The sequence below is a fragment of the Campylobacter concisus genome, assembly GCF_902460545.1.
Taxonomy (GTDB): Bacteria; Campylobacterota; Campylobacteria; order Campylobacterales; family Campylobacteraceae; genus Campylobacter_A; species Campylobacter_A concisus_AE.
In genome coordinates this window covers 53,230-60,677 of the sequence record NZ_CABPUE010000002.1, presented here as the reverse complement: position 1 = coordinate 60,677, position 7,448 = coordinate 53,230, and the positions used below count along the sequence as shown (strand labels likewise).

The following is a 7,448-nucleotide window of genomic DNA, read 5'->3' as shown; positions in this document are numbered from 1 at the left end:
GTTACAATTCATGGAATAACCGGGTTTTGGCCATTTCAAGTAAAACCTAATGGAATGCTCTTTTTGACGAGCATATGGTAGAAGTTATAAATACATTTGTGGGCGAGAAATATATCCAGTATAATCTTGGCTTTAAAGATGATATGGATATCATTTCTAATTTGTAAAAAAGTAAAATTTCAAATAAATAAAAAAAATGCAAGTAAAACGAAAAATATACAAATCTTTTCAATACGAGAAAATGAGACATAGCTTGCGAGCTAGATTGTTCTTTTTAGTCGTGGCAATCGTGATTTTGGCAATCGAAATTTTTATCGCAGCTTTTGTTAAAGGTGGCTTCGTACGACATTATTTGGGTGATGTGCTAGTTACGGTGATGCTTTACGCATTTGGACGAGCCGTGTTTAAAATTGCACCAAAAATTTTAGCATTTGAAATATTTGCTTTCTCGCTATTTATAGAAATTTTACAATACTTTAAAGTGCTTGAAATTTTAGATATTCATAATTTAATAATACGCATAGTCTTTGGCGGAACATTTGACGTTAGCGACATCGTATGTTACGCGTTGGGCTGCTTGCTGGCTTATTTGATTGATGTCATTTGCTTTCTGCAAAAGTATAAAAGTCCAAAGATATAGTGATAAACTACAACTTTATTTTTTAAGTATAAAGCAGGAGCTAATCATCTTAAAAGCTCCAGCAAAATTTATCTATCTATTTTAGCTCACCCCAGTTTTTGGCGATATTTAGTGATGTTTTAAGCGGCACATTTAGCGTGTAAATTTCCTCCATCGTCTTTTGCGTCGCTCTGCCAAATTCCTGTGCAAACTCGTCTTTTACTTCAAAGATCAGCTCGTCGTGGATTTGAAGCAACATTCTCGCGTTTTCATCTAAATTTGCTCTAACTTTTACCATTGCCATCTTGACAAGATCTGCCGCAGAGCCTTGAAAGACCGTATTTACCGCCTCTCGCTCAAACATAGCTATTTGCATAGGTGTAGCGCTTTTAAAGTCAAAGTAGCGCCTTCTGCCAAGTAGTGTCTGCACAAAGCCATCGTTTTTGGCTGAAATTTTTATGCTCTCTAAAAACTCTTTGATCGTCGCAAACGCCTTAAAATAGCGCTCTATATACTCTTTTGCCTCGGCTCTTGTGATATTTACTTGATTTGCCAGCTTGCTTGAGCCCATGCCGTAAATAAGGCCAAAATTTATACTCTTTGCCACGGCTCTATTTTGCCCGTCGCTGCTACCAAATATACTAATGGCCGTCCTTGCGTGGATATCCTCGTCATTTTTAAACGCCGTAAGCAGCGCAGGATCACGGCTAAAGTGAGCTAGCAGCCTAAGCTCGATCTGACTGTAGTCAAGCCCTACGAAGCTATAGCCTTCGCGAGCTTCAAAGCACTCTCTGACATCCTTTGCGAGGCTGCCACGAGCTGGGATATTTTGTAAATTTGGATTTTTACTTGAAAGCCTGCCAGTGCTCGTGCCAGTTTGTAAAAAGCTCGTGTAAATTCGTGAGCCCTCATCCTTTTTCGCAAGCGCTAAAAGTGGCTCGCAGTAGGTGCTTTGTAGTTTATATAGCTCTCTGTAGGCTAAAATTTTCTCGATCACTGGGTGAGCGTCTATTAGCTCAGCTAGCACGCTCTCATCGGTGCTATATCCTGTTTTTGTCTTCTTTTTCGTTGGAAGCTTTAGATGCTCAAAAAGTATGACGCCAAGCTGTTTTACTGAGTTTATGTTGAAATTTTCGCCGCTTAGCTCGTAAATTTCACTTGTTAGTGCCTTTAGTTTGGTGTCGTTTTCAAGGATAAGCTTTTGCATTTTGGCTTCATTTATCTTGATGCCGTTTTGCTCCATGTCAAAGAGCGTGAGGATAAAAGGAAACTCGTGAGTATCGGCAAGAGCTAGTAAATTTTTATCAAGCGTGTTTAAAAAAGTTTTATAAAATTTAAGCGTTATCCAAGCGTCCTCGCTCGCGTATTTGGCGGCATTTTCTAGCGGCACATCGCCAAAAGTTTGCCCCTTTTTGACTATATCTTCAAATTTTATCGTGTCGTAGTCATAGAGCCTCTTTGCCAGCGCGTCCATGCCGACACTTGAGTTTGGATCGCTAAGCCAAGCAAGTATCATCGTGTCTTTAAAATTTGCTGGAGGATTAAGCCCAAGGTTGTTTTTCACGATCTCAAAGTCATATTTTAAATTTTGTCCGATCACACAACCTTTATAAATTTGCTCTACCGCCCAAGTGGCAAATTTTAGGTCTATTTGCTGTGGCACACCAAGGTAGTTGTGAGCTACTGGCACGTAATAGGCGTCCTCGTCGTTAAAGCAAAAGCTAAATCCAACAATCTTTGCGCTCCTGCTATCAACGCCTGTGGTCTCGGTGTCAAAGGCGACGATGGTCTCTGGTGTGACGTTAGAGAGTAGCTTTTCAATGCTTGCCTCATCAAGGAGTAAATTTGCTCTAAAGCCAAGCTTAAATTCGGCATTTTCCTCTTTTTGCAAGCTCTTAAGAAGCCTATTTAGATCATACTCTTTTAAAATTTCTGAGATATTTATCAAAGGATTTTGCTCTGGAAATTTAGAGTGCTCAAGATCAAATGAACTAACTGCGTCATCAAAGAGCGTGGCTAGCTTTTTGCTCAAAAATGCTTCGTCTTTTGCGGCGGCAAGCATATTTTTAGTGCGCTCGTTTCTAAGAAGAGCTAAATTTTCATAGATTCCCTCTAAGCTACCATACTCAGCCAAAAGCTTTTTAGCTCCCACTGCGCCGATACCTTTGACGCCTGGGATGTTGTCCGAGCTATCGCCTGCGATCGCTAGAAAGTCTCTTACCTGTGCCGGATAAACTCCATACTTTTCAAAGCAGCTTGCGCTATCATGATCGATCTTGCTTTGTGGGCCGTAGATGCTCACTTTGCCGTCTTCTATGAGTTGGTAAAGGTCCTTGTCATGCGTGACTATTCGCACAAATATATCTTTATCTTTGCAAAATTTAACCGCACTTGCGATGATATCATCGGCCTCGTAGCCCTCGCGGCTAAGGCTGTAAAGTCCCATTTTTTCTATCATATCTATGCAAACTGGAAGCTGTTCTTTTAGCTGAGCTGGCGGCTCGCTCCTGTTTGCTTTGTAATCACCTAAAATTTCGTGACGTAAGGTCTTGCCTTTGCTATCAAGAGCAAAGATGAGATAGTCACTTTGGTATTCATCCTTGAGGCTTGCTATAAAATTTGCAAAGCCACTAATCATACCGCTTGGTTTGCCTTCTCTGTTTTTAAGTCCGCTCATGGCGTAGTAGAGCCTAAAAAAGAAACCAAAAGTGTCAATAATCGTAAGTGTTTTCATTTTTATCCTTTGTGTAATTTTATGAAATTTAGGCAAAAAATAGGCTGATTTATAAAATTTTTTGATATTATGGCGGACATTACAAATAAAAAATCACAAAAACAAAAAGCTTTGAGGTCATGAAAAAAATAGTTTTTTTACGTATCAATCCAAACGCAGTCGGTGGTGCCGAACGCTATTTAAGAAGGCTTACCAAAGCCCTAAGAGACGTAGGTATAGATACATCTATACGCTCATATCTAGGAGAGGCTAGGATCTCGTCATGGAAAAAGGCTTTGAGATTTAACTCACAGGTAAAACGCCAGAAACAAAGCGATGAGGTATATTTTAGCTTGGAGCGAGTGAGCTGCGCAGATATTTATAGAGCAGGGGACGGTGTGCATAAAATTTATCGTGCCACAAAACCATTTTGGTGGGTTAATCCTCTAAATTTTGTCTATCCATATCTAGAAAAACGTTGCTTTAAAAATTCTAAAAAGATAATCGCAAATTCAAACTACATAAAAGAGCAAATCATCTCAGCTTACGGTATCGATGAGTCAAAAATCGTTACCATTTACAACGGTATAAATTTGCCACAAAAGGTAGAAAAAGGAGAAGCAAAGCTTAGCGTATGTGAAGAATTTGGACTTGATTACAATTTACCAATTGTGCTTTTTGTCGGAAACGGCTTTAAAAGAAAAGGAGCAAAGGACTTTTTGCTTCTCGTCTCAAAGCTAAAAACGCCAGTAAATGCGCTAATAATAGGCAAAGATAAAAATTTAAATTCATATAAGAAGCTAGCAAAAAAGCTAAATATAAATGCATTTTTCACAGGTGAGCAAAAAATGACTGCAAAATTTTATGAAGCAAGCGATATTTTTATATTTCCAACGCACTACGAACCATTTTCAAATGTCGTCCTAGAGGCACTTAGCTTTAAAAATATTGTCTTTACGACAGCTCAAAATGGAGCAGCTGAAATTTTAGAAAATCGCTTTATCATGCGTGAACCAAATGATGAAAGTATACTGGAGCTAGTGGAGCAGGTGCTTAATGATAATGACATGATGAGAGAGCTGCAAGAGAAGTTATTTTTACTTTCGCAAAAATTTAGTATAGAAGAAAATGCAAGCAAAACTCTTGAAATCATAAACGAAGTGCTAAATTTGGAGCAAAATTGAGAGTGTTTATAGAGCTTCCAACTTGGCTTGGTGATGCTGTGATGGCGAGCGGGGCGATAGAAAATTTAAGTAAAAATGCTAAAAATATTGTATTTTTTGGCTCTTATGTGGCCTGTGAGCTTTACAAATCACATCCAAAGTGTGAAAAAGTAGTAATTGACGATAGTAAAAAGCAAAACTCAAGATATTTAAGTCTTATAAAAACAGCTCGCAAGCTTGGAAAGTTTGATATCGCTATTAGTTTTAGAAGCTCATTTGCTAGTAAATTTTTGCTATTTTTTCTAAAAGCAACGCAAAAATTTTGCTTTAAAAAGAGTAGCGAAAGTTTGCATCAGGTGCAAAAATATCTAAATTTCATAAAGCAAAGCCTAAATTTAAAAGAAATTTCAAACGAACTAAAAATTTATTATGAAGCTAAAAAAAGCGAGCAAAAGCTCCTTGTGCTAAATCCAGGTGCTAGCTACGGAAGTGCCAAAAGGTGGTATCCGCACTATTTTGCAGAGGTTGCACTGCACTTTAAAGATGAATTTGATGTAAAGATTACTGGCTCAAAAGCGGAGCTTGAAATTTGCAATGAAATCGAGCAAATGCTCTTACAAAATGGTATGAAATGTGAAAATTTGGCCGGAAAAACAAGCATAAAAGAGCTTTGTGAACTAATAGGCTCTATAAAAAATGGCATCTTTTTGACAAACGATAGTGGTCCTATGCATATTGCAGCCGCCTATAAAGTGCCACTTGTGGCTCTTTTTGGACCGACTAGATTTAAAGAGACTAGCCCATGGCAAGATGAAAGCGCAAAGATAGTGCATTTAAATTTAGAGTGTATGCCATGCATGAAGCGAGTGTGTCCTATAAAAACACATGCCTGTATGAAGGAGCTTACGCCAAAAATGGTTATTGCTGAAATAGAGCTACTAAGAAAAAAATTAAATTTTTGAAATTCTAAACATAATTAAATATATACATACAAAATTAAAAATTTTAGTTTTTATTTGATTACATTTTTACTAAATATTTGACATTGGTTATCAATATAGCTATAATCACGCAAAAATTTTTACTAAGAAGGTATTATGGAGCTAATTAAACATCACATTGATCATGTAATTATTGCGATTTTAGGCATTATGAGTTTTTTTGTACTTTGGTATACGATTGAGCGTATTATTTTTTATTCACGCGTTGATATAAAAGGCTATAAAAGTATCGAATCGCTTGAAGAGGCACTAACCAAAAATTTAACCACACTTTATATTATCTACTCAAATGCACCATATGTAGGACTTCTTGGTACAGTTGCTGGAATTATGATCACATTTTATGATATGGGTATGGCAGGCGGAATCGATACTAAAAGCATAATGGTCGGCCTCTCTCTTGCGCTAAAAGCAACTGCTTTTGGACTACTTGTGGCGATACCAACTTTGATGATTTACAATGGTTTTGTCAGAAAAGTAGATGTAATGCTAAATAGATACAAGGCTGAAAATGCGTCTAAATAAAAAAGATGGGTTAAATATTGTCCCATTTATTGATATTATGCTTGTTTTGCTTGCTATCGTGCTTAGCATTTCGACTTTTATTGCTCAAGGCAAGATAGCTATTGATCTTCCAAGTGCAAACAGTGCTGAGCAAAGCAAAGAGGACGATAAAAAGGTAAGCGTAGTAATTGATAAGGATAATAAATTTTTTATAGATGATGTAGAAATTTCTGAGAATGAACTCAAAGATAAGCTAAATGCGGTTGATATAAAGACATTGATCGAACTAAAAAGCGATAAAAATTCGAAATTTGATAGCTTTGTCAAAGTAATTGATATATTAAAAGAGAAGGGCCACGAAAATTTTGCAATCCAAACAATCTCTGAATAAAATTTCAAATTACAGTGGCTTAGCTGTTTCGCTTATAGTGCATGGAGCAGCAGTATATTTTTTGCTTTCACATGATTTTGATGAGATAAAAATAGGTGAGCAAAAACCGATAAAAATAGCTCTTAATTCATTTACTCCAGTGCCGCAAGTCTCAGCACCTCAAATAGCGGAGCAAATACTTATCCCAGAGCCAACTCCACCAGCTCCACCACCACCGCCAGAGCCACCAAAACCTGAGCCAAAGCCAGAACCAAAACCTGAACCTAAAAAGGTGGAGAAACCAAAGCGTGAAATAAAAAAGGTAGAGCCTAAAAAAGAGAAAAAAATAGAGCCCAAGCCTGAACCGGTAATTGCTCAGCCAGTGCAGCCTATTGTACCGCCAGCTAGTGTAAATACAAATTTGCCAGCCAATAACAAGTCTATAGCTGCAGCTCCAGTTCAAAATGTAACACCTGAGCTAAATTTATCAAATTCACAAGGTGATGAAGATTTTACGAAGGTTATAATCGCAGTTAAGAGGCATAAAAGTTACCCAAATAATGCAAGGCGTATGAAGCATCAAGGTGTTGTAGAAGTTAGGTTTTTACTCAAGCAAGACGGCAGCATAGATGAACTTAAAGTTAGCAAAAGCTCTGGGTTTGAGTCGCTTGATAATGGTGCTTTAGAAAATATTCAAAGAGCAAGTTCTGAGTTTCCAAAGCCTAAACAAGATCGTTATCTGCGATTTCCTATTTCATATACACTAAAATAAATTACAAGCTTATTTAAGCTCGTAATTTATTATTTGCTTTGTAGAATTTCTTTTATATTTAAAGTCAAAATAGAAAAACATAACTTATTTTATTTAAAAAAGTGTGTATTTTAAACTTGTTTTAAATATTAAACATGTATAATCTGACTTTCTTTAACGAGTGGTTGGATAGCTCAGTCGGTAGAGCAGCAGACTGAAAATCTGCGTGTCGGCAGTTCGATTCTGCCTCTAACCACCATTAACCTTTCCTTAAACATCAATCCTTTTTTTCTTGGTTCTATTAAATTTCGTATTTACAAGACTTCT

Annotated in this window: 7 protein-coding genes and 1 tRNA gene; 7 read left to right on the top strand and 1 reads right to left on the bottom strand. The window is 37.1% G+C overall.

Annotation, left to right across the window (positions count from 1 at the left end; all coding sequences use genetic code 11):
* Positions 1-241: 241 nt before the first annotated feature.
* A complete protein-coding gene (locus FZ949_RS02120) occupies positions 242-640 on the top strand; it encodes a ribosomal maturation YjgA family protein (RefSeq protein WP_258033453.1) in 399 nt (132 codons plus the stop codon).
* Between the two features lie 76 nt (positions 641-716).
* Here FZ949_RS02120 and polA read toward each other — a convergent pair whose 3' ends face one another.
* Positions 717-3,353: a DNA polymerase I gene (polA, locus tag FZ949_RS02115; RefSeq protein ID WP_148790069.1), complete on the bottom strand. Its 2,637-nt coding sequence runs from the start codon at positions 3,351-3,353 to the stop codon at positions 717-719.
* Positions 3,354-3,472: 119 nt separating this feature from the next.
* On the opposite strand from polA, the gene FZ949_RS02110 reads away from it, so the two are divergent.
* The 6 genes from FZ949_RS02110 (at position 3,473) to FZ949_RS02085 (ending at position 7,380) form a co-directional block, all read left to right on the top strand.
* Positions 3,473-4,516: a glycosyltransferase family 4 protein gene (locus FZ949_RS02110; RefSeq protein WP_148790068.1), complete on the top strand. Its 1,044-nt coding sequence runs from the start codon at positions 3,473-3,475 to the stop codon at positions 4,514-4,516.
* Positions 4,513-5,457: a lipopolysaccharide heptosyltransferase II gene (waaF, locus tag FZ949_RS02105; protein WP_148790067.1), complete on the top strand. Its 945-nt coding sequence runs from the start codon at positions 4,513-4,515 to the stop codon at positions 5,455-5,457. Before FZ949_RS02110 ends, waaF begins: the two co-directional genes overlap by 4 nt.
* 135 nt (positions 5,458-5,592) lie before the next feature.
* Complete coding sequence (gene exbB, locus FZ949_RS02100) at positions 5,593-6,021, top strand: TonB-system energizer ExbB (protein ID WP_054196205.1); 429 nt, start codon at positions 5,593-5,595, stop codon at positions 6,019-6,021.
* Positions 6,008-6,391, top strand: coding sequence for a TonB system transport protein ExbD (gene exbD / locus FZ949_RS02095; RefSeq protein ID WP_072593836.1), 384 nt, complete (start codon positions 6,008-6,010; stop codon positions 6,389-6,391). The genes exbB and exbD overlap by 14 nt, the downstream gene beginning before the upstream one ends.
* Positions 6,366-7,142, top strand: a complete 777-nt coding sequence (locus tag FZ949_RS02090) for an energy transducer TonB (RefSeq protein WP_087585497.1) — start codon at positions 6,366-6,368, stop codon at positions 7,140-7,142. The genes exbD and FZ949_RS02090 overlap by 26 nt, the downstream gene beginning before the upstream one ends.
* Positions 7,143-7,304: 162 nt before the next feature.
* Positions 7,305-7,380, top strand: a tRNA-Phe gene (locus FZ949_RS02085).
* Positions 7,381-7,448 lie beyond the last annotated feature (68 nt).

What these genes read in the sequence shown, in the direction of transcription:
- polA (WP_148790069.1), bottom strand. Translation starts at nt 3,353, where the DNA reads ATGAAAACACTTACGATTATTGACACTTTTGGTTTCTTTTTTAGGCTC.
- exbB (WP_054196205.1), top strand. Translation starts at nt 5,593, where the DNA reads ATGGAGCTAATTAAACATCACATTGATCATGTAATTATTGCGATTTTA.
- FZ949_RS02110 (WP_148790068.1), top strand. Translation starts at nt 3,473, where the DNA reads ATGAAAAAAATAGTTTTTTTACGTATCAATCCAAACGCAGTCGGTGGT.
- exbD (WP_072593836.1), top strand. Translation starts at nt 6,008, where the DNA reads ATGCGTCTAAATAAAAAAGATGGGTTAAATATTGTCCCATTTATTGAT.
- FZ949_RS02120 (WP_258033453.1), top strand. Translation starts at nt 242, where the DNA reads ATGAGACATAGCTTGCGAGCTAGATTGTTCTTTTTAGTCGTGGCAATC.